This window comes from Streptomyces sp. NPDC029296 (assembly GCF_055569255.1).
Genome location: NZ_JBVHXT010000008.1, coordinates 176,507 through 197,285, shown reverse-complemented (window position 1 = coordinate 197,285; position 20,779 = coordinate 176,507). Strand labels below are relative to the sequence as shown.

General features: G+C 72.9%; 16 protein-coding genes. 9 read left to right on the top strand and 7 right to left on the bottom strand.

Going from position 1 to position 20,779, the window contains the following annotated elements:
- Nucleotides 1–94: 94 nt before the first annotated feature.
- Complete coding sequence (locus tag ACZ4W9_RS09720; RefSeq protein ID WP_467934414.1) at nt 95–1,495, bottom strand: CehA/McbA family metallohydrolase; 1,401 nt, start codon at nt 1,493–1,495, stop codon at nt 95–97.
- 131 nt (nt 1,496–1,626) lie between these two features.
- Here ACZ4W9_RS09720 and ACZ4W9_RS09715 point away from each other — a divergent pair, with 131 nt between their 5' ends.
- Nucleotides 1,627–4,212 (top strand): bifunctional FO biosynthesis protein CofGH, encoded by a 2,586-nt coding sequence (locus ACZ4W9_RS09715; RefSeq protein WP_467934413.1) that lies wholly within the window; start codon nt 1,627–1,629, stop codon nt 4,210–4,212.
- A 58-nt stretch (nt 4,213–4,270) separates the two neighbouring features.
- The gene (locus ACZ4W9_RS09710) at nt 4,271–4,834 is read left to right on the top strand and encodes a hypothetical protein (RefSeq protein WP_467934412.1); all 564 of its coding nucleotides are present in this window, start codon (nt 4,271–4,273) and stop codon (nt 4,832–4,834) included.
- Here ACZ4W9_RS09710 and ACZ4W9_RS09705 read toward each other — a convergent pair.
- Complete coding sequence (locus tag ACZ4W9_RS09705; protein ID WP_467934410.1) at nt 4,827–5,345, bottom strand: DUF2165 domain-containing protein; 519 nt, start codon at nt 5,343–5,345, stop codon at nt 4,827–4,829. The two genes, ACZ4W9_RS09710 and ACZ4W9_RS09705, sit on opposite strands and share 8 nt — an antisense overlap.
- A 202-nt stretch (nt 5,346–5,547) precedes the next feature.
- On the opposite strand from ACZ4W9_RS09705, the gene ACZ4W9_RS09700 reads away from it, so the two are divergent.
- Entirely contained in the window at nt 5,548–6,663 is a 1,116-nt protein-coding gene (locus tag ACZ4W9_RS09700; protein WP_467934408.1) for an ADP-ribosylglycohydrolase family protein, read from the top strand.
- Nucleotides 6,664–6,669: 6 nt separating this feature from the next.
- Here the strand turns inward: ACZ4W9_RS09700 and ACZ4W9_RS09695 are convergent, their stop codons facing one another.
- From ACZ4W9_RS09695 to ACZ4W9_RS09685, 3 genes are all read right to left on the bottom strand, one after another.
- Complete coding sequence (locus ACZ4W9_RS09695; protein ID WP_467934407.1) at nt 6,670–8,229, bottom strand: sodium:solute symporter family protein; 1,560 nt, start codon at nt 8,227–8,229, stop codon at nt 6,670–6,672.
- 199 nt (nt 8,230–8,428) lie between these two features.
- Nucleotides 8,429–10,126: an MFS transporter gene (locus ACZ4W9_RS09690; RefSeq protein ID WP_467934406.1), complete on the bottom strand. Its 1,698-nt coding sequence runs from the start codon at nt 10,124–10,126 to the stop codon at nt 8,429–8,431.
- A gap of 343 nt (nt 10,127–10,469) precedes the next feature.
- Complete coding sequence (locus ACZ4W9_RS09685; protein ID WP_467934404.1) at nt 10,470–12,959, bottom strand: D-alanyl-D-alanine carboxypeptidase; 2,490 nt, start codon at nt 12,957–12,959, stop codon at nt 10,470–10,472.
- Nucleotides 12,960–13,296: 337 nt separating this feature from the next.
- Between ACZ4W9_RS09685 and ACZ4W9_RS09680 the strand changes: the two genes are divergently transcribed.
- From ACZ4W9_RS09680 to ACZ4W9_RS09670, 3 genes are all read left to right on the top strand, one after another.
- Complete coding sequence (locus ACZ4W9_RS09680) at nt 13,297–14,052, top strand: GOLPH3/VPS74 family protein (RefSeq protein ID WP_467934403.1); 756 nt, start codon at nt 13,297–13,299, stop codon at nt 14,050–14,052.
- Between the two features lie 258 nt (nt 14,053–14,310).
- Nucleotides 14,311–15,168 (top strand): helix-turn-helix domain-containing protein, encoded by an 858-nt coding sequence (locus ACZ4W9_RS09675; protein ID WP_467934402.1) that lies wholly within the window; start codon nt 14,311–14,313, stop codon nt 15,166–15,168.
- 181 nt (nt 15,169–15,349) lie between these two features.
- Nucleotides 15,350–15,541, top strand: a complete 192-nt coding sequence (locus ACZ4W9_RS09670; RefSeq protein ID WP_467934401.1) for a DUF397 domain-containing protein — start codon at nt 15,350–15,352, stop codon at nt 15,539–15,541.
- A gap of 163 nt (nt 15,542–15,704) precedes the next feature.
- Here the strand turns inward: ACZ4W9_RS09670 and ACZ4W9_RS09665 are convergent, their stop codons facing one another.
- Nucleotides 15,705–16,211 (bottom strand): glutathione peroxidase, encoded by a 507-nt coding sequence (locus tag ACZ4W9_RS09665; RefSeq protein WP_467934399.1) that lies wholly within the window; start codon nt 16,209–16,211, stop codon nt 15,705–15,707.
- 56 nt (nt 16,212–16,267) lie between these two features.
- On the bottom strand, nt 16,268–17,266 hold the full coding sequence (locus ACZ4W9_RS09660) for an ArsR/SmtB family transcription factor (protein ID WP_467934398.1): 999 nt from the start codon (nt 17,264–17,266) through the stop codon (nt 16,268–16,270).
- Between the two features lie 155 nt (nt 17,267–17,421).
- Here ACZ4W9_RS09660 and ACZ4W9_RS09655 point away from each other — a divergent pair, with 155 nt between their 5' ends.
- From ACZ4W9_RS09655 to ACZ4W9_RS09645, 3 genes are all read left to right on the top strand, one after another.
- Nucleotides 17,422–18,615, top strand: coding sequence for an MFS transporter (locus ACZ4W9_RS09655; protein ID WP_467934397.1), 1,194 nt, complete (start codon nt 17,422–17,424; stop codon nt 18,613–18,615).
- Between the two features lie 83 nt (nt 18,616–18,698).
- Nucleotides 18,699–19,889 carry a PD-(D/E)XK nuclease family protein gene (locus ACZ4W9_RS09650; RefSeq protein WP_467934452.1) on the top strand — a complete coding sequence of 397 codons (1,191 nt, stop codon included), beginning with the start codon at nt 18,699–18,701 and terminating at the stop codon, nt 19,887–19,889.
- Nucleotides 19,890–19,952: 63 nt separating this feature from the next.
- The gene (locus ACZ4W9_RS09645) at nt 19,953–20,726 is read left to right on the top strand and encodes a hypothetical protein (RefSeq protein WP_467934450.1); all 774 of its coding nucleotides are present in this window, start codon (nt 19,953–19,955) and stop codon (nt 20,724–20,726) included.
- Nucleotides 20,727–20,779: the final 53 nt, after the last annotated feature.

The following is a 20,779-nucleotide window of genomic DNA, read 5'->3' as shown; positions in this document are numbered from 1 at the left end:
GGAACCGAGGCCCGTACGCCCCCTTCGCCCGGCTCCCGCACCGACGACGAGGTCCTGCCCCCCACCGGCGGCGCCGTGCTGCCGCCGCGCCGGGTCACCCGCCGCCGGCCGGCCCGAGGAAGACCGGGTTGGTCAGCGCGGCCATCGCGCCCGGTACCGGTCCCAGTGCCGTCTCGTGCCGCACCTCGGCCCGGACGTAGGCCGCGCGGGCGGCGGAGGTGTGCCACTCCACGGCACCCGAGCCGGACACCGGCAGCGGCTCGCCGGTGAAGACCAGGCCCTGGTCGGTGAGGAACCGCACCGCGCAGCGCGGCGCGCCGGACACCTCCAGCCGCACGGTCACCGGGGTGTCCGCGGCCACCGCCAGCCGCTCCCCGATCCCGGCCCGCCGGCCGTCCCCGGCCGTGACGGAGAAGGCCAGCGAGACCTGGCCCGACTCGGCCACGTAGGACCGTCCGGCGCGCAGCCCCTCCTGGACGGCCTCCCGGGTCAGGTCGTCGGCGAGGACGACCGTCTGGGGATGGCCGACCACGTCCGGATCGCGGTGGGCGTCGCTGTTGCCCATGGCGGGCAGCCACGCCCGCTCGCCCCGCGCCGCCGCCACCAGCCGCGCGTCCCAGCCCGCCAGCGCCGTCTCGTCGTCGGGCGTCCACACCCCGTTCCACACCTCCACGGCGTCCGCCTCCGCGAACCCGAACCGCCAGGAGCAGCCCACGCAGTCGCCGTGCGGATGGGCGGGCACGACGAGACCGCCGCGGTTCCGGATCGCCCGCGCGAAGTGCGCCCAGCGGCCGTCGCGGGCCCGGTAGCGCCAGTCCACGAAGGTGCCCGGTTCGGTGCCGAGCGCGAGTACGTGTCCGTTGCGGGTGGTGACCTCCTCGCCGAGCAGCACCAGCAGGTCGTCGCCCGCCGCGTCGGCCCAGTGCGGGTGCGAGGAGTTGGTGTTGTGGTCGGAGCTGTTGAGGAAGTCCAGCCCGGCGGCGCGGGCCAGCGCCGCGATCTCGGCGGGGGTGCGGCGGCCGTCGGAGTGCCAGGAGTGCAGGTGGCAGTCGCCCCGGTACCAGTCCCGGCCCCGCCCCCGGGCCCGGCCGGGCGGATACACCGGCTCCGGGGTGATGCCGGCCGCGCCCGGGGCCGGCGTGACGGTCACCTCGTAGGCCAGCCCCCGCGGGGCCACGGTGTAGGGGCCGAGGGCGATGTGCCAGGTGCCGGGGGTGAGCGGGCCCGGGAGGTAGCCGGGGGTCGCCGCGTCGGCCCGCACGAAGAACTCGCTGCGCGCCCCGCCCGACCAGCCCCGGAAGCCCCGTCCGCCCACCTCGGTCCCGCGCGGGTCGAACAGGCCGATGTCGAGGGCGTTGCCGGGGGTGCCGGGCGGCACGGCGGGCTTGTCGTAGGTGTAGGAGACTCTCAACTCGCCGGTTCCCGGCGGGACCTCGAAGGGCAGGTACGCGAAGTCGGGGGAGCCGGGTGCGAAGGTGCCGCGCAACGTCGTCACACCGTCAACGTAGGCCGGCCCGGGGGGCGCGGGGAACGGCGCTACAAGCCAGGTCGAGCCCGCGCGCAGCCGCGACGGGCGCCCCTCCCCGGGAACGCCGGTGTTGATCACCGCGACCGTATGCTCGAAGGATGACGACTTCCGCGACCTCCGGAACCGGCCCCACCGAGAACTCCCTGCGTCGCGCCCTCAAACGTGCCCGGGACGGCGTCGCCCTCGATGTCGCCGAGGCGGCCGTACTCCTCCAGGCGCGCGGTGCGGACCTGACGGACCTCGCCGCCTCCGCCGCGCGGGTGCGGGACGCGGGCCTGGAGGCGGCGGGCCGGCCCGGCGTCATCACGTACTCCAAGAGCGTCTTCGTCCCCCTGACCCGGCTGTGCCGGGACAAGTGCCACTACTGCACCTTCGCCACCGTCCCCGGCAGGCTCCGCCGCGCCGGCCACGGCATGTTCATGTCCCCCGACGAGGTGCTGGACATCGCCCGCAAGGGTGCCGCTCTCGGCTGCAAGGAAGCCCTGATCACCCTCGGCGACAAGCCGGAGGACCGCTGGCCCGAGGCGCGCGAGTGGCTCGACGCGCACGGCTACGACGACACCATCGCCTACGTCCGCGCGGTCTCCGTCCGCATCCTGGAGGAGACCGGCCTGCTGCCCCACCTCAACCCGGGCGTCATGACGTGGACGGATTTCCAGCGGCTGAAGCCGGTCGCGCCGAGCATGGGCATGATGCTGGAGACGACCGCCACCCGGCTGTGGTCCGAGCCCGGCGGCCCGCATCACGGCTCCCCGGACAAGGAGCCGGCCGTGCGGCTGCGGGTCCTGGAGGACGCCGGCCGCTCCTCCGTGCCGTTCACCTCCGGCCTGCTGATCGGCATCGGCGAGACGTACGAGGAGCGTGCGCAGTCGCTGTTCGCGCTGCGTAAGGTCGCCCGCGCCTACCAGGGCATCCAGGAACTGATCATCCAGAACTTCCGCGCCAAGCCGGACACGGCGATGCGCGGCATGCCGGACGCCGAACTGGACGACCTGGTCGCCACGGTGGCCGTCGCCCGGCTCATCATGGGCCCGAGCGCCTGCCTCCAGGCCCCGCCGAACCTGGTCGACGCCGAGTACGAGCGGCTGATCGGCGCCGGCATCGACGACTGGGGCGGCGTGTCCCCGCTGACCATCGACCACGTCAACCCCGAGCGCCCCTGGCCGCAGATCGAGGAGCTGACCGAGCGGTCCCGGGCGGCCGGCTTCGAGCTGCGCGAACGCCTGTGCGTCTACCCGGAGTTCGTCCGCCGGGGCGAGCCCTGGCTGGACCCGCGGCTGCGCCCGCACGTCTTCGCCCTCGCCGACCCGGCAACCGGCCTCGCCCTGCCGGACGCGGTCGTCGAGGGGCGGCCCTGGCAGGAGCCGGAGGAGGTGTTCACCGCCACCGGCCGCACCGACCTGCACACGGCCGTCGACACCGAGGGCCGCACCGGCGACCGGCGCGCCGATTTCGACGAGGTCTACGGCGACTGGGAGGCGCTGCGCGAGGCGGCGGCCCCCGGGATGGTCCCGGAGCGCATCGACGCCGACGTGCGCGAGGCGCTGCGCACGGCCGCCGACGACCCGACCCGGCTGACCGACGCCGAGGCCCTGGCCCTGCTGCACGCGGACGGCCCGGCGCTGGACGCGCTGTGCCGGGTGGCCGACGACGTGCGCAGGTCGGCGGTCGGCGACGACGTCACCTACATCGTCACCCGCAACATCAACTTCACCAACGTCTGCTACACCGGCTGCCGGTTCTGCGCCTTCGCCCAGCGCCGCACCGACGCCGACGCGTACACGCTGTCGCTGGAGCAGGTGGCGGACCGCGCCCAGCAGGCGTGGGAGGTCGGCGCGGTCGAGGTGTGCATGCAGGGCGGCATCCACCCCGACCTGCCCGGGACGGCGTACTTCGACATCGCCGAGGCGGTCAAGGAGCGCGTGCCGGGGATGCACGTGCACGCCTTCTCCCCGATGGAGGTGGTGAACGGCGCGACCCGCACCGGGATGTCGATCCGCGAGTGGCTGACCGCCGCGAAGGAGGCCGGTCTGGACTCCGTCCCCGGCACGGCGGCGGAGATCCTGGACGACGAGGTCCGCTGGGTGCTCACCAAGGGCAAGCTGCCCGCGGCCACCTGGATCGAGGTGATCCGGACCGCGCACGAGCTGGGCATCCGCTCCTCGTCCACGATGATGTACGGCCATGTGGACCAGCCCCGGCACTGGCTCGGCCACCTGCGCACGCTGGCCGGCATCCAGCGGGAGACGGGCGGCTTCACCGAGTTCGTGACCCTGCCGTTCATCCACACCAACGCGCCGGTGTACCTGGCGGGGATCGCCCGCCCGGGCCCGACCCTGCGGGACAACCGGGCGGTGACGGCGATGGCCCGGCTGCTGCTCCACCCCTGGATCCCCAACATCCAGACGAGCTGGGTCAAGCTGGGCACGGAGGGGGCGGCGGAGATGCTCCGCTCCGGGGCGAACGACCTCGGCGGCACCCTGATGGAGGAGACGATCTCCCGCATGGCGGGCTCCTCCTACGGCTCGTACAAGTCGATCCGCGACCTGGTCGCGGTGGCCGAGGCGGCAGGCCGCCCGGCCCGGCCGCGCACCACCCTGTACGGCGAGGTCCCCGAGGAGCGGCGGCGGGTCGCCGAGGCGTCCGACGGGCACCTGCCGGACCTGCTGCCGGTCCTGGACTGAGTACGATGATCCGACCCCCGATGCTGGACGGGGACCCGTAGCGGAGGAGATGCGTGCCGTGGCTGCCCGACTGCCCTCGTGGGCCTGGGTCACCGGTCTGACGGCGGGGGCGACCGCGGTCGTCGTCGCCCTCGCCGTGCAGGCGGACGCCGGGCCGCATCCCAGGGCCGCCGCGGCCCGGCCCGGCCCGTCGGCGTCCGCGAGCGCGCACGCGTCCGCGCCGGCGCCCGCCCCGCGGGAGCCCGCGCTGCCGGAGGACTCCGGTGACGGCCGCCGGATCGTCTACTCGCTGGGTGCCAAGCGGGTGTGGCTGGTCGACGCGACGGGCAAGCCGATCCACACGTTCCCGGTGTGGCCGGGCACGGTCGACCCGCGGCCCGGCCGCTACTCGATCACCCTGCGCACCCAGTCCCTCAAGGGCTCGGACGGCGTGGAGATCGAGCACGTCATGTACTTCACCAAGGCGGACGGCGTGAACGTCGCCTTCTCCAACGCGCTGGACGGCTCCTCCCCGCCCCCCGCGAACGGCCAGAAGCTGGGCGGCATCCGCCTGCACAAGGAGGACGGGGCCGCGCTGTGGTCCTTCGGCGACCAGGGCACCCGGGTCGCGGTCGTCAACTAGCGTCCGTCCCCGTCCGCGGCTGCCGGGCGGGAAGCTGGTTGACGATCAGCGCGACCCCGCTGACGAGGAAGATCCGGGTCGCCGCCTCCAGTCCGTTCCACGACTTCGACTGCCACATGGCGAACCACTCCCCGCCGATGGCGATGAACCCGCCGCCGAACAGCAGCATCAGCATCAGCAGCCCGTAGGTGGACCAGCGCCGCGCGGCCTCGTCCCTGCCGCGCGCCCACAGCCACGTCCCCCGGACGAGCAGCACGGCCGCCACGCTCTCCCACGCGATGATCAGCACATACGCGGTGTCCTCCAGGGCCGTACTCGTCACGGCCCGCCACATCAGGTCGTCGTCCTGGAACGTCGTGTCCATCGACAGCACGTGCCGGACGTAACTCTGATTGGTCCCGAAGTCGGTGATGTTCCCGAGCGCGACCAGGGCGATGTACAGGGCGAGTATGCCGGTGAGCACCCCGGCGGCGAGCCGGAGGCCGGTGGGGCGGGTGGGAGTGGTGGTCATGGCTGGATTCTCTCCCGGCCCATACCGGTCCGGCCCGGGGGTATTGAGCCAGAGGCCGGTGAACCCGGGGGTTCGCCGGGGCGAACGGGGCCGGTCGGCCGGACAACGACCCGTGAGGGCGGTTTTGTCCCACTGAACGGGCCGTTCCCGGTCGATTACAGTGCTGCGCGTCGTACAGGCGGGCGGTGCCAGGGGAGGTCTGGTGGGGGTGACGACCGGTGCCGTCTGGGGCCGTGCCGAACAGCAGGACTACCGCAGCAGGGTGCGCGGCACGCTGCTCGGGGTCGCGGTGGGCGACGCGCTCGGCGCGCCCGCCGATCCGCTGTCCCTGGCTCAGATCCGGGCCGCGTACGGCGACGAGGGGCTGCTCGACCTGGCCTCCGGGCACGGCCGGCGCGGCAGCGTCACCCACCACACCCAGCTGACCCTGTTCACCGTGGACGGGCTGATACGCGCCCAGGTACGACGGGACACCGGGGCCTGGCATCCGCCGACCGACCTGCACCGGGCCTATCTGCGCTGGGCGGCGACCCAGCGCGACTGGGGTCCCGACGAGCGCCGCGAGGAGGACGGCTGGCTGGCCCGCGAGGAGTGGCTGTACGCCCGCCGCGACCCCACCCGTGCGCTGCTCATCGGGTTCGGCGACCGGACCATGGGCACGCTGGAGTCCCCCAAGAACCCCGACGAGCCGGGCCCCGAGGCGGTCGCCCGCTCGGCACCCTTCGGGCTGCTCGTCGGCTGGGAGCCGCAGCTCGTCGTGCAACTGGCCGTCGAATGCGCCGCCCAGTCCCACGGCCACCCCGTCGCCTGCCTCTCGGCGGGCGCGTACGCCGTGATCGTGCACGCCGTGGCCCGGGGCGACGGCCTCGACGGCGCCGTGCGGCGGGCGCTCGCCCTGCTCGCCGCCCGCCCCGGCCACCAGCCGGTCTCCGACGCCCTGCGGCACGCGCTCGGCGCGGTGCGCCAGGGGATACCGGCCCCGGCCCGGGTGGAGGAGCTGGCCGGCGACGGCACGGCGGACGGGCTGCTGGCCGCGTCCGTGTACTGCGCGCTGGTGGGGGAGGACGTACGGCACGGGCTGTGCCTCGCGGTCAACCAGAGCGGCCCGTCGGCGGCGGCCGGCGCCCTCACCGGCGGCCTCCTCGGCGCCCTGCACGGCGAGACGGCCCTCCCCCCGGCCTGGCTGGCCGAGCTGGAGGGCCGCCCGACGCTCCTCGAACTCGCCGACGACTTCGCGATGGAGATGACCCAGGGCCCCGCCCTGCACGGCCCCGCCGGCGCGTCACCGGGGTGGCTGGCGCGGTACCCGAGGGCATGAGACCCCCTACGGCGCCCCCACCACGTCGTCGCCCGCCCTGGCCGGCGCCGGAACCGCCGCCGCCCCGTCGCCGTCGGTGTTGACCTTCTCGATGACGGCCAGCCGCTCCGGGGTGTCCTCCGGCTTCAGGTAGCCGATCAGGACGTACAGGACCAGCGACACCGCGAGCGGCACCGAGACCTGGTACTGGAGCGGTACACCGCCGTCCACGTTCCAGTTGACGGGGTAGTTGACCAGCCAGAAGGCCAGCAGCCCCGCCGCCCAGCTGGTGAGCGCGGCCGTCGGGCCAGAGCGGCGGAAGGCCCGCAGCAGGCCGAGCATCATCGGGATCGCGATCGGCCCCATCAGACCGGCCACCCACTTGATGACGACCGTGATGATGTCCTTGAAGGCGGGGGAGTTGACCTGGGTCGCGACCGCCATGGACAGGCCGAGGAAGACCACCGTGGTGACCCGGGCCGCGATCAGCCCCGAACGCTCCCCCCAGCCCCGCGCCCGGGCCGACAGCACCGGCGCGAGGTCCCGGGTGAAGACCGCCGCGATCGCGTTCGCGTCGGAGGAGCACATCGCCATGGTGTGGGAGAAGAACCCGACGATGACCAGGCCCAGCAGCCCGTGCGGCAGCAGCTGTTCGGTCATCAGCGCGTAGGAGTCGGAGCCGTCCGGCTTCTCCGCGTGCACCAGCAGCGGGGACATCCACATCGGGAAGAACAGGACGACCGGCCAGAGGAGCCACAGGATCGCCGACAGCCGGGCCGACCGCTCGGCCTGGTGGGCGCTGCCGGTGGCCATGTAGCGCTGGGCCTGGTTCAGCATGCCGCCGTTGTACTCGAACAGCTTGATGAAGAGGAACGCCAGCAGGAACACCGTGCTGTACGGGCCGACCAGCGGCTTGCCGTGGCCGTGCAGCGCGGGCTCGTCCCAGGCCCCGAGGAAGCCGATGTCCTTGTCGTTCAGCTTCATGACGACCGCGACGAACATGGACACCCCGGCCAGCAGCTGGATGACGAACTGGCCGAGCTCGGTCAGCGCGTCCGCCCACAGGCCGCCGATCGTGCAGTAGACGGCGGTGATCGCGCCGGTGATGAGGATGCCCTGGTTCAGCGAGACGCCGGTGAACACCGACAGCAGCGTGGCGATCGCCGCCCACTTGGCGCCGACGTCCACGATCTTCAGCAGCATGCCGGACCAGGCCAGCGCCTGCTGGGTCGGCAGGTTGTAGCGGTTCTTCAGGTACTCCAGCGGGGAGGCCACGTGGAGCCGGGAGCGCAGCCGGTTGATGCGCGGCGCGAACAGCTTCGACCCGATGGCTATGCCGAGCGCGATGGGGAAGGACCAGGTGATGAAGGAGGTGACGCCGTAGGTGTAGGCGATGCCCGCGTACCCGGTGAACATCACGGCGCTGTAGCCCGACATGTGGTGCGAGATGCCGGAGAGCCACCAGGGCATCTTGCCGCCGGCCGTGAAGAAGTCGGAGACGTTGTCCACGCGCTTGTGCGACCAGACGCCGATCGCGACCATCACACCGAAGTAGCCGATGAGCACGGCCCAGTCGAGAGCGTTCATGTGCCCGATCGTGGGTCCGTCTACATGAACGCGACAAGCAACGGGAAGGTCAAGTCGCGGCAAAATCGTTCGTTGTGGTGACCTTCGTTCACACTCTTGAATGGATCGACTGTGCCGGACGCCCGTGCCGGGTGATCCCCGGCACGGGCACCTGTGTCACCGGGCCGCGCGGCCGACCGCCGCCGTCACCGCGGCCCGGTCACTTCAGCTCGTCGGGACACGGCGTGCCGCGCGGCAGCTGGTACGGCGCGGCCAGCCGGTACGTCCCGGGCTTCGGCGCCACCAGCACCGTCCACCGGTCCCCGTTCGCGTCCTCCGGGGTCTGCGTGAGACATCCGTTGACGTTCCGGTAGGTCTTCGGCGTACCGGAGGACTCCTGCGGCGGCTTCAGGCTCTTGCCGTGCTCGTCGACCACGCTCAGCCACGGCGAGTACGGGATGCGCACCAGGACCCGGCCGGGCTTGCGCACCCGCAGGGTCATCTCGACCTGGTCGGCGCGGTCCACCACCGCGTTCGGCTCGGCGAGCGGCGCCGGGTCCGTCACCTTGAACAGCTGCCAGTTGGCGTCGCCCCACACCTGCTTCAGGTACGGCATCCCGCGCCGCAGCAGCTCCCGCTCGCGCTGGCCGCCGGACCCGTCCAGGTCGTCCTTGGGCAGCACCACGTAGTGCACGGCCCAGCGCTTCAGCCACTCGTGGTAGTTCGCCGAGTTCAGCGTGTCGTCGTAGAAGAGCGGGTTGCGCTCCATGTCGGCCTGCCGGTTCCAGCCGCGGGCCAGGTTGACGTACGGCGCGAGCGCGGAGGCCTCGCGGTGCGAGCGGGCCGGGACCACCTCGACGCGGCCCTTCTCGGCGCCGCCCTTCTGCAGCTCGTTCACCAGCGGGGCCAGCTCCCGCGCCCAGGAGGCGGCCGGGGTGGTGTGGATGATGTCGTCCACCGACTTGTAGCCGATCCAGCCGACGAAGCCGAGGAAGGCCAGCACGGTCAGATACCACTTGCGGGACTTCGGCACGGTGTACGGCAGCGCCGCGATCAGGGCCGCGCCCGCGAACATCATGGGCAGCCGCGAGATGTTCGACCCGATCTGCGAGTTGATCAGCCACACCAGCACCACGGCGACGCTGTAGACGGCCGCCGTCAGCCGGACGGTCACCCACCGCCTGGGCACCAGGAACAGGCACAGCAGGCCGTACAGCAGCGGCATGACCACCGAGCCGAACCCCATCGGCTGGGTGCCGGAGAACGGGAACAGCCAGGCCGACACCGCGACCACCGCCGACGGCGCGAGCCCCAGCGCCCAGGCGCCGGGCCGCCGCTTCTGGAGGAACAGGGCGACCGCGACCAGGCCCACGAACAGCCCCGCGACCGGCGAGGCCATCGTGGCGAGCGCCGCCAGCGGGGCGGTGACCAGGGCCTTCGCCCAGCGCTTGGTCCGCCAGCGCTGCGGCCAGCAGAACACCGCCGCGACCGCGCCGAGCGCGAACATCGTGCCGAGCCCGAAGGTCACCCGCCCGGAGATCGCGTTGCACAGGAACGCGAAGACGCCGGCGAGCGAGGCCCACAGCGGGTTCCGCACCACCCGGCTGCGGATCAGCACCAGGGTCAGCAGGCCCGCCGACGCCGTGCCGGCGACCATCATCGTCGTACGGACGCCGAGGACCGACATCAGATACGGCGACACCACGCTGTACGACACCGGGTGCATGCCCCCGTACCAGGCGAGGTTGTACGCCGAGTCCGGGTGCCGGCCGACGAACTCCGCCCACGCGTCCTGCGCGGCGAGATCGCCACCGCTATTCGCGAAGGTGAAGAACCAGACGATGTGCAGCACGCCCGCGAGGGCCGTGACCGACAGCACGGGGTGCCGCAGCAGCCGTCTGCGGAGCCTTCCGGGCACGGTGAGCGGCTCCGCGGGCCCGCCGGAGGGCGTCTCGCGGGCGCGGCTGTCCGCGCCGGTCGTGATCGGACGTATTCGCGCACCGGCTCCCGGGCCCGGTTCGGCGTCGTCGGCGTGTGTCGGCTCCGCTGTGGCCACTGAAGGCACTCCCCGTGTCCCGTCTTCTGTTCTCGGCCGCTTCCACGGTGTACCCGGCCGCTTTCCGTTTTCTTCCAGTTCGCGGTCCTGTCTCGCGCGACCGGCGACCTGCCCCGATTCGTGACGCTAGCACGCACCCCGCCGCCGGGGCTCCCGGGTGGGGCCCCGGCGGCGGGGTGCGGGTGCGGGACCGGGTGGCCGGTGATCAGCCCAGACGGGTCAGCTTGGCGCCGAATCCGGGTTCGGCCAGATCCTTCTGGAGGGCGACCGGAGTCTTGACCGCGGCGGCCGAACCGTCCCCCACGGTGAGCGTGCCGACCCGGGTGCCGGCCTTCGCGGTGTGCGGGACCGTCCCCGAGGCGAAGGTCAGTTTCACCTTCAGGCCCGGCCAGCCGACCGCCGTGACGTCCTTCGTGACCACGACCGGGGTGTGACCGCCGAGCCGGTCGTCCACGTACCCGACCACGTCCCCCTTCTTCAGGACCTTCGACGAGGTCAGCGCGTCTTCGGCGGCGAGCAGCGCGGCCTTGCTGACCTTGTTGGCAGTGTCCAGGATGTCCGGCTTGTGCTGGCCGAGTATCGCGCCGACGACCGTCACCGTCTGTCCGCCGACCTTCTTGCGGGAGGCGAAGAGCAGATTGCCGCCGGCCGCGGTGGTGCTGCCGGTCTTGATGCCGATCGCGCCGATGCGGTACGGCAGCTCGTTCGTGTTCGGCCAGAAGTGACCGGAGGGGTCCGTCCAGCTGGCCACGCTGGTGATGGCGACCAGCGCCGGGACCTTCACGACGGCGCGGCCGAGCTTCACCTGGTCCTCGGCCGTGGAGACGGTGGTCTCCTTCAGGCCCGAGGGGTCGGTGTACGTCGTGCCGGACATCCCCAGCTGCTCGGCGGTGGCGTTCATCTTCTTGACGAACGCCGCCTCCGAGCCCGCGTCCCAGCGCGCGAGCAGCCGCGCGATGTTGTTGGCCGAGGGGATCATGACGGCGGACAGGGCCTGCTTCTCGGTGAGGTACTGGCCGGCCTTGACGGTGGTGAGCGTGGACTCGCCGGCGGTGTTGTAGCCGGCCTCCTTCTCCGCCTTCTTGTCGATCTTGATCTTCGGGCCCTCCTGGCCCGGCTTCAGCGGGTGGTCGCGCAGGATGATGTACGCGGTCATGGTCTTGGCGACCGAGCCGATGGCCGCGGGCTTCTGCTTCCCGAAGTTCCCCATCGTGCCGATGCCGTCCACGTCCACCCAGCCCTGGCCCTCGCCGGGCCACGGCAGCCGGGTCGTGCCGCCGTCGAAGGTGTGGGTGTCCTCCGCGGTGAGCGCGAGGGTGGGCGACGGCAGCGGACGGAACGTCTGTACGACCGCGAAGATGATCGCCAGCAGCAGGACCAGCGGCGTCCAGATCTTGACCCGGCGCACGAGGGTACGGACCGGGGTCTCCGGGGGCGGTGGCGTGTTCGTCAGCTCCGCCAGCAGGTCCAGCGGCGGCTTGGGCGGCAGCGGCTGCTGGGTGGTGCGCTCGGGGCCGAGCTGGGGGACGGGGGTGGTGGCGTCCGCCACGGCGGCCTTGGCGGCCGGGCGCGCGTCGTCCTTCGGCGCGGTGGCCTTGCCGGCCGGGCGCATGTCGTTCTTCAGCGCGACGAACTTGCTCGTGCGCTCGGCCTCGGACTCGACGGGCTCGGGCTTGGCCTTGGGCCTGGTCTTGCCGGTGTCGCCGACCTTGAGCATGGTCGTGGGCTGGTCGACGGCGGGCTTCTCGGGCTGGACGGCCTTGAAGACGGTGGTCGGCTGATCGACGCCTGCGGCGGGGGCGCCGGGCTTGGGGTCGGTGCCGGGCTTGGGGGTGGCGCCGGGCTTGGGGGTGGCGTCGGCGGCTGCGTCTTTCTTCGCGTCCGCCTCGGGCTTGGCGTCGGCCTCGGCCTCGGCGTCGGGCTTTGCGTCTGCGTCCGTGTCGGCGTCTATGCCGGCCTTGGCGGCCGGGGCCGCGCCGGCGCCCGCGCCGGGCTCCGTGCCGTCCTCGGCCTCCGCGTCCGCCTCGCCCTTCGGGCCGGCGTCCGCGCGGGACTCGGCCTCGGGCTCGTCCTCGGCGTCGGCGTCGGTGTGGGCCTGGGCGTCGGCATCGGTGTGCGAGTCCCCGTCGGCGTCGACGCCCGCGCCGGACTCGCCCTTGGGCTGGTCCTTGGCGTCGCCGGTGGCCTTGACGCCAACGCGGTCGTCGGCTCCGGCCTCCGCCTCGGCCCCTTCCTGCGCCTCTTCCTCTTCCCCGGTTCCCTCTGCCTCTGCGCCCGCCTTGCCGGCGTCCCCGGCCGAAGCCTCCTCCGAGACCTCCCCGGCACTCTCCGCGACGGCACCCGACGCACCCTCAGGCGCGTTCTCCGCGCGGGAGTCGGACGCCGCTTCATCCTTCGGCTCCCCGTCGGGCGGGCCCTCGGCACCGGCACCGGCCGCCGCACCGGACGAACTCCCGGTCCGCGCATCGGACTTCCCGTCGGCCGAACCCTCGCCCTCCCCGCCGGACGACTTCCCGGCAGCGCTCCCCGCCACACCGGCCCGCTTTGCGGTCGCGTCGGTTCCCGGCTCGCGGATCCACGCCGAGGCGGCGGCGCGCAGGGCCGTGTCCCCCTCGCCCGGCGCGGGGTCCTCCGCGCCCGACGCCCCGGACCCGGCCGGGGTTTCGGACCGTACCGTCAGGACCCGGGTCGCCATGTCCCTACCGCCGGCCGGGGAATCCTTTTCGCGGGCCGCCGTCAGCCGCGGATCGGACTCGGGAACCGGATCCGCGCTCCGCGGCGTCGGTTCCGCCGACGACTCGCGCTGCTTCGACCTGTCGGGGGACTCGCCCGCCACCGATGCCTCCTCCATGCGCCGCACGCTTACGCGCACGCCCTGTCCGAACCATGTACCAGTGTCCTGTGTGAGGGCTTGGCCCCTGCGGTAGACGAGAACGACATACCTACCGGTTCCCTTACGAACCGGTCACGCGCCCTCGACAGACCAATGTGAGAGGGGTCACCCTGTCATTCATCCACGCGGGGAGGCATGGATGGGCAGGAGCCGCAGAACACTTCCGGAGGAGCTTCTGCTGCTGGCACTGGACCCGGCCACGGGTACCACTGCGCAGCCGCAGTCGCTCGACCTCGGTCTGGCCGGTGCACAGCTAGTGGAGCTGGCGCTGGCCGGACGGATAGCCCCAGACGGGGATCGTATCGCCGTGGTGGTGCCACGGCCGACAGGAGATCCGACTCTGGACTGCGCGTTGGAGTTGCTGCGAAGGCGTGGCGCTCCGGTGCGTGCCGTCCATTGGATCGGCGGGCCCCGGCTGGGGCTCAGGCAGACCTACCTCTCGCATCTGGAGCGGTGCGGCATGGTCGCCGCCGTACCCGGCCAGATGTGCGGGGTGCTGCCGACGACGCGTTACCAGGCGACCGACACCGCCATCAGCCGGGAGATCCGTTCCCGGCTGGACTCCGCGATCCGCACCGGCGTACCACCGGACCCGCGGACCGCGGCGCTCGCCGCCCTGGCGCACGCCGTCGGGCTCGGCAAGCACCTGTATCCGGGGAACGAGGGACGCTCGTCCCGCTCCCGGCTGCGGGATCTGATCCGGCACGACCCCATGGGCGGGCTCGTCGCGCACGCCGTCATGGACGTACAGAACGGCGCGGCCGCTCAGCCGCGCCGTGGTTCGGCACCGGCGGGCCGGCAGGCCGCGCCCGGCGCCAGGGCCGCGGCGGAGCCCGCACGCGGGGTTCCGATGCAGCCGCACCACGGGTCCATGGCCCGTGCCGTGGCCCACTGAGCCGTACACCCGGGCCGGGGACGCCGCCGTGCACACGGCCGCGTGCCCCGGCCCGCACAGACCCGGTTCGGGAGCCGCTGGTCGGAGCGGGGCGGTGAGACCGCGGTCGTGGTCCCGCCGTCCCGCTCGACTGCGTCCACCCGAGGGCGTCGCATATCCCCCGTTTCCCAGCGGCGGCGAGCACCTTGGTGGCAGTCTGCTCAACAGCAGATACGCAAAGTGTCGAGGCACAGGCAGGCAGCCGGAGGTGCACGTCCCGTGGCGTCCAATGTCAATCCCACCGTCAGGCGGCGCCGGCTGGGCCAGGAGCTGCGCAGACTCCGCGAGCTCAAGGGCATGACGGCCGAAGAGGTGGCGGAACGGCTGCTGGTGTCGCAGTCGAAGATCAGCAGGTTGGAGAACGGCCGCAGGAGCATCAGCCAGCGCGATGTGCGCGACCTGTGCGGGGTGTACGAGGTCGAGGACAAGCGGATCGTCGACTCGCTGATGGAGATGGCCCGCGATTCGCGGCAGCAGGGCTGGTGGCACACCTTCGGGGACATCCCGTACAGCGTGTACATCGGCCTGGAGACCGACGCGGAGTCGCTGCGGGTGTACGAACCCCAGATCGTCACGGGCCTGTTGCAGACCCGGCGCTACGCCGAGGCGCTGGTGCGCGGCGCGCTGCCGGAGACCTCGGCGGAGGAGATCGAGAAGCGGGTCGAGGTGCGGATCCGGCGGCAGGAACGCATCACCACCGAGCGCAACCCGCTGCGGCTGTGGGTGGTCCTGGACGAGGCCGCACTGCACCGCGTGGTGGGCAGCAGGCTGGTGATGCGGGAGCAGCTCGAGCACCTCATCGAGCTGTCCGAGCTGCCGCACGTCACCGTGCAGGTGCTGCCGTTCGAGGTGGGCGCGCACCCGGGCATCAACGGCCAGTACGCCATCCTGGAGTTCGCCGACGCGGCCGACTCCAGCGTGGTGTACCTGGAGGGCGTCACCAGCGACCTGTACCTGGAGAAGGCGCAGGACGTGCAGAAGTACGCCGTGATGTACGAGCACCTGCGGGCGCAGTCGCACAACGTGGACGTGTCCCGGCAGTTCATCGCCGAGGCGGCGAAAAGGTTCGCCGACTGAGGGGAGGGGCGCGGGGCACGGGATCGTACACCGCCGGTCCGCTCCAGTGGAAGGCTCGCCCGGGATATGCCATCCGGTCGAGTGAACGGCTCCTCCGTCAGGGGAAGTTGCCCGCTAGCGTCGATCAAGCCGATCGGGCGAAACGGTTGGCGCGAACCGGACTACCGCAACAGGAGTGGACATGGCACTGATTCAGGGCGCTTCGGAGACGTGGATGAAGTCGTCGTACTCCGGGGGCAACGGCGCTTGCGTCGAGGTCAAGTCGCCGACCGGCGCCGAGCTCGCCGTCCGTGACTCCAAGGACATCGAGGGCCCGGTCCTGGCCTTCCCGGCCGACGCCTGGAACGCCTTCGTGGCCTCCGTCAAGGCGTAAGGAGTCCTTCCGGACCCCACCCGGCACGACAACCGCACCAGCACCACCGAAGAGCCCTCTCGACGAGTCGCCGTCCTTGCCGAGGGGGCTCGCCCCTTGCCCCGGCTCCGCGCACGCGGTCCGGACCAAGGGGCGAGCACGTCGCCGCACGGGGCGACCGGGCTCAGCCCAGCTGGCCCTCGATCGCGGTGACGACCTCGGACGAGTCCGGCGTGGTCTGCGGCGAGAACCGGGCGACCACGCTCCCGTCCCGGCCGATGAGGAACTTCTCGAAGTTCCAGCGGATGTCCCCGCTGTGCCCCTCGGCGTCGGCGAAGTCGACGAGCCGCTCGTACAGCGGGTGCCGGCCCGGGCCGTTCACCTCCACCTTCTCGGTCAGCGGGAAGGTCACGCCGTAGGTCGCCGAGCAGAACCGCGCGATCTCCTCGGCGGAGCCCGGCTCCTGCCCGAGGAACTGGTTGCAGGGCACGCCCAGCACGGTGAAGCCGCGCTCCGCGTACCGCTTCTGCAGCTCCTCCAGGCCCGCGTACTGCGGGGTCAGGCCGCACTTGGAGGCCACGTTCACGATGAGGACGGCCTTGCCCGCGAACCGCGACAGCTCCGCGGAGCCGCCCTGGAGGGCACCGATCTCGACGTCCAGCGGAGACCCGCTGTGCTCAGTAGTCGTCATGCACCGGATGCTAGCCCCCACCACAACCCCGCCTCCGCGCCACGGGCCCCGCCGCCTCACACCCCCCTCGGCCCCTGCCGCACGCCCCCACCCCCGCTTGCCTCGGCCAGGACGTCCCCGGCCGCCGTGCGCACGTACAGCACCGTTCGTCCGGCCCTGCGCCGCTCCACGAGGCCCGCCTCCCGCAGCACCTTCAGATGGCGTCCGACCGAGCCGAGGGCCTGCCCGGTCACGGCGGTCAGCTGGGTCGTGCTCAGCGGCGCGCCGAGCAGGACGAGCACCCGGGCCCGGGCCGGCCCCAGCAGGGCGCCCAGCCCCGCCGGCACCGCGGGCCCGCCGTCCCCGGCCAGCACACCGGCGCAGGGGTAGACCACGGCGTACCGCTCCTCGTCCGCCCAGGACACCCAGCCCAGCCGCTGCGGGGTCACCGGCACGAAGAGCAGTTCCGCGCCGGAGATCTCGCGCGGCGGATACTCGTGCAGGTTGACCTGGAACCGGTTCTCCCCGAGCCAGCGCGTCCCGCCCGGCCGGAGCCCGTCCAGCACCTCCGCCCAGCCGCCCCGGCTCGCCTGCGCGGTCCGCGCCAGCACGTCCGCCTCCAGCACCCGCCGGCGCCGCTCCCAGGAGGGCCGTACGGTCTCCTCCCACACCCACTCCAGCAGCCGGGCCGCCCGCTCGGTCAGGTCGTCCCGGTCGAGCACGGCGGGCAGCGGACCGGCGAGCGAGCGCCGCAGATGCGCGCGGGCGGCCCCGGGCCCGACCGCGCGCACGCGGCCGACCTCCGCGGCGAAGTCCTGCCCGGGGCGCGGCGTGGGCGTCAGGAAGTCGGCGATCCACTCCCGGCCCAGCCCCGCCCGCACCAGCCGCGCCGTCACGGGGTCGGCCGCGAGCCGGGCCCGGTAGGCGGGCAGATGGGCGCCCAGCCAGGCGTGCTCCCCGGGATGCGCGCCCTGCCCGGCGTGCAGCAGCTTCAGACAGCCGAAGGTCTCGGCGAGCGGGGAGACGACGAACCGGCTCCGGGCCAGCGTGTCGGCGTCGAGCTGCCACCACCCCATGAGCCGCCCCTCCCCGTAGCACTCACGCCGTCGGACCCGTAGGACCCGTAGGACCTGCACGACCCGCGCGACCCGTAGGGCTGTGCGCCGTACGGCCTTTCGCGCGAGGGCGAAACAATAACGGGCCCTCGTCGCCCCGCTCGAGACTCCGGACCATGACCGGCTACCGATCCCTGTTCCGCACCCCGGAGTTCACCCCGCTCTTCCTCGGCACGGCCGCGCAGACCGCCGCCCAGACCGTCGGCGGCCTCGCCCTCGGCACGCTGGTCTTCCGGGCGACCGGCTCCCCGCTGCTGTCGGCGGTGAGCATGTTCGGTCACACGCTGGCCCAGGTGCTGGGCGCCACCGTCCTGCTGTCCGGCGCCGACCGGCTGCCCCCGCGTACGGCGCTGTCGGCGATCACCCTGCTCTTCGCGGCCGGTACGGCGGCCCAGGCACTGCCCGGACTGCCGGTCGGCGCCCTCTTCACCATCGTCCTGCTGCTGGGCCTGGTCGCCTCGCTCGGCGGCGGGGTCCGCTGGGGCCTGCTGAACGAGATCCTCCCCAAGGACGGCTACGTCCCGGGGCGTTCGCTGTTCAACATGGTGAGCGGGCTGGCGCAGGTCGCCGGCTTCGCCACCGGGGGCGCCCTGCTCGCCGTACTCTCCCCGCGCCTTGGCCTGCTCCTGGCGGCGGCGCTGTACCTGACGGCCGCGCTCGTCCTGCGGCTCGGCCTGTCCGCGCGCCCGCCCCGCGCCACGGGCCGACCCTCCGCGTCGGCGACCTGGCGTGCGAACGCCGCCCTGTGGTCGTCCCGGCCGCGCCGCCTGACGTACCTGGGCCTGTGGCTGCCGGGCGGCATGGTCGTCGGCTGCGAGTCGCTGTACGTGTCGTACGCCCCGCACGCGGCCGGCACCCTCTTCGCGTGCGGGGCGCTCGGCATGCTCGCCGGGGACGTGACGGTCGGCCGGCTGCTCCCCGCCGCCGTCCGCGCCCGCCTGGCCACCCCGCTGCTGCTCCTGCTGGCGGCCCCGTTCCTGATCTTCTGCGCGCACCCGCCGGTTCCGGTGGCGGCGGCGTGCGTGACCGTGGCGTCCGCCGGTTTCGGCGCGGGCCTGGTGCAGCAGGAGCGGCTGATGCGGCTGACCCCCGACGCCCTGGCCGGCCAGGCGCTGGGCCTGCACTCGGCGGGCATGCTGACCCTCCAGGGCGTCGGCGCGACGGCGGCGGGAACGCTGGCCCAGTCCACCTCGCCCGCGGCGGCGATGACGGTGATGGCGGCGGGCTCGCTCTGCACCACCCTGACCTTGGCCGGGGCCGCCCGGCGCACCGCGGACCGGCAACGGGAAAGCCCGCTCCCCTCGACCTGAAACCCCCTATTGTCTGATCACCGGGTCGCCAGGGTCGTCAGGGTCGGCCGTCCGGGTATTCCCGGGGAGGGCGGGTGGAGGCGATGGTGGACTGGCCGGTCGCGGACGAGGAGATAGGCCGGCTGACGGCCGCGGGCCTGTGGAACCCGCCGGCCGGCACCGCGATGGAGGTCCTCGGCCTGGACCGGCGGGAGCTGCCGCACAGCCGCATGGTGGGCTGGCTGCTCGACCCCGCGGCCTCCCACGGACTCGGCCCGCGGCTGCTCAACGCCTTCCTCCGCCGGTCCGGCCGCGCCGGCCTGGCGGACACCCCGGGCCCGCGACGGGTCCGCGTCCAGTGGGAGGTCACCCTCAGGGGCAACGACGAGCACCGGGACCGGCGCGCCGACATCGTCGTGTGGGTGGACGGCACTCCGGTCGTCATCGAGATGAAGGTGGACGCCAAGGAGGGCACCGACCAGACCGGCGACCTGGCGGGCCACTTCACCACGGCCCACGCCGAACCGCTCTTCGTCTACCTCACCCTCGACGGCTCGCTCCCGGAGCATCCGGCCTTCCTGCCGATGCGCCTGCGGGACATCGCGGACGACCTGCGCACCGCCCTCGCGGCGGCGGGCCCCGCCGACACCGTGGGCCGCCGCACGGCCGCCGACTACCTGGAGACCCTGGCCATGCTGACCCGCACGAACACCGCGTCCCTGGCCGCCGCCCGCTTCTGGCTGCGCCATGGCGACCACCGCGCCTACGACGAGGCCCGCGCCGCGGCCTGGACCGTCCTGAGGCAACTTCCCGACCGCACCGCCGACCTCCTCCGCCGAAACCTTGCCGACGACCGCGTGGTCATCACCCGCACGGAGAACACGCGGGGGAGACGAGGACGCCACGACGAACGCGTGGTACTCCTGACCGCCCGACGATGGCTGACCGCCCGCGAGGAACCGAGAGCCGGCTTCGGACTGGCCGTCCGCGAACACCGCCAACCCGAGGACGACCACTGGACCTCCTGGAACATGCCGTACCACGGCATCTGGCTGGCCCCCTCGCGCACACCCCGGCACCCCCTGCTCCCCCCACCCGACCAGCGCAGGCCCTGGGGCAACTGGGGAACCGACTGGTCCCCGTTCCCCCTGCACCTCGACCCCACGGACCCGGACCCCGACCCGTTGCCCCTCTACACCACCCGCGCGGCAAGCCTCATCCGCGACCTCTGGGCTACCTACGAACCGGCGATCGACAGGCTCCTGGACACGACGCCTGACGGGGAGCGTCCGTGAGTCTCCCCGGTGGCGAGCCCCGCCCTGATGGCCCTACTCCGAGAGCAGGAAACGGTTCTTCCGATGACCACACAGTCCGCGAGCCCTGAGCGCAGCGGTCCCGAGGCCGCTTCAATCAGCGATGTCCCGCCGTTCAAGCCTTCTCTCGTCAAAGCGGTGTTCAGGGACGTGACCCCGATGCACGTCTCTCGACCGGCTGCCTGGGCCGCCGCGTCGGTGACGCGGACAGTGCTGGCGGAGATCATCGACGGCGCGAGGAGAGCGGCGGCGGAAGAGGCCCGCAGGAAGCTGGTTCCCGGGGACCTTCTCACGGCGATCGACCGGAACGTCGAGCTCGAGGTGGGGACCAAGTGGTACGACCACAGTCCGACGTTCCGGGGCTTGACCGGTGTCCTGTATGACGCCGGGGGTGTCATCGTGCCTTCTCGTCAGCGCGGCAGGTCGAGCAAACCGAGTGCTGTGGCCGGCGCCCACAGGTTCGAGGCCGGGGTCAGGAAGCTGCTGCGGAGCCGGGGGCTGTCGGCCGTCCCGGCGATGGTCCGCGACCTGGACGGAATCGCGAGTGTGTTCCTGACGGACCTCGCCCGGGATGCGGCCGTGGTCGTCCGCGAGGGCGGTGTCCGACGTTCCGGTGCGGTCACCCTGGTGATGCCGGGCGAACCGGCCCCACCCCCGGCCCTCAAGGAGTCCCTCCCGTCCCTGCCCACCCGCAGGGGGGACGGGCGGACCATAGGCAGGGACGACATCCTGGCCGCCACCACGATCCGGCTGCTCGGCGGCAACCTCAGGCGACGAGCCCTCACCGAAGCACGTGAGGCGCTGACGCGGGGGCGCTGACGGCGGGGTGGGTGCGCGCGGGGCGGACGGGGAGCAGGCTCCGTCGGTTGTCT

Coding starts and splice junctions, on each gene's coding strand:
- ACZ4W9_RS09715 (WP_467934413.1), top strand. CDS start 1,627: ATGACGACTTCCGCGACCTCCGGAACCGGCCCCACCGAGAACTCCCTG.
- ACZ4W9_RS09705 (WP_467934410.1), bottom strand. CDS start 5,345: ATGACCACCACTCCCACCCGCCCCACCGGCCTCCGGCTCGCCGCCGGG.
- ACZ4W9_RS09695 (WP_467934407.1), bottom strand. CDS start 8,229: ATGAACGCTCTCGACTGGGCCGTGCTCATCGGCTACTTCGGTGTGATG.
- ACZ4W9_RS09685 (WP_467934404.1), bottom strand. CDS start 12,959: ATGGCGACCCGGGTCCTGACGGTACGGTCCGAAACCCCGGCCGGGTCC.
- ACZ4W9_RS09680 (WP_467934403.1), top strand. CDS start 13,297: ATGGGCAGGAGCCGCAGAACACTTCCGGAGGAGCTTCTGCTGCTGGCA.
- ACZ4W9_RS09670 (WP_467934401.1), top strand. CDS start 15,350: ATGGCACTGATTCAGGGCGCTTCGGAGACGTGGATGAAGTCGTCGTAC.
- ACZ4W9_RS09665 (WP_467934399.1), bottom strand. CDS start 16,211: ATGACGACTACTGAGCACAGCGGGTCTCCGCTGGACGTCGAGATCGGT.
- ACZ4W9_RS09660 (WP_467934398.1), bottom strand. CDS start 17,266: ATGGGGTGGTGGCAGCTCGACGCCGACACGCTGGCCCGGAGCCGGTTC.
- ACZ4W9_RS09655 (WP_467934397.1), top strand. CDS start 17,422: ATGACCGGCTACCGATCCCTGTTCCGCACCCCGGAGTTCACCCCGCTC.
- ACZ4W9_RS09650 (WP_467934452.1), top strand. CDS start 18,699: ATGGTGGACTGGCCGGTCGCGGACGAGGAGATAGGCCGGCTGACGGCC.
- ACZ4W9_RS09645 (WP_467934450.1), top strand. CDS start 19,953: ATGACCACACAGTCCGCGAGCCCTGAGCGCAGCGGTCCCGAGGCCGCT.